1 protein-coding gene is annotated in these 263 nt (G+C 41.1%); it reads left to right on the forward strand.

What is annotated here, in order from left to right; genetic code table 11:
• Positions 1-263 (forward strand): transposase (locus ACSVH2_RS14155; protein WP_438093827.1); only part of this gene is annotated, 263 nt, incomplete at both ends.

The following is a 263-nucleotide window of genomic DNA, read 5'->3' on the forward strand; positions in this document are numbered from 1 at the left end:
TAGAAGCCAATATGCCGATGCCGTAGAAGAAAACCACAAACGCTACCAAGCCAACCCACAACTGTACCGAAAACGGCAAGAGATAAACGAACACATTTTTGGCACCATCAAACGAAAATGGGGATACAATTACACCGATTTAATAGGATTAGAAAAAGTAAATGGCGAACACAGTTTGATTATGCTAGTTTACAATATCAAACGCAGCATCAACATCCTCGGTGTGCCCGATTTGATAGCCAAACTCAAGACTTGGAACTCAA

Origin of the sequence: Flavobacterium sp. RSB2_4_14 (genome assembly GCF_051547085.1) — a bacterium.
Classification (GTDB): domain Bacteria; phylum Bacteroidota; class Bacteroidia; order Flavobacteriales; family Flavobacteriaceae; genus Flavobacterium.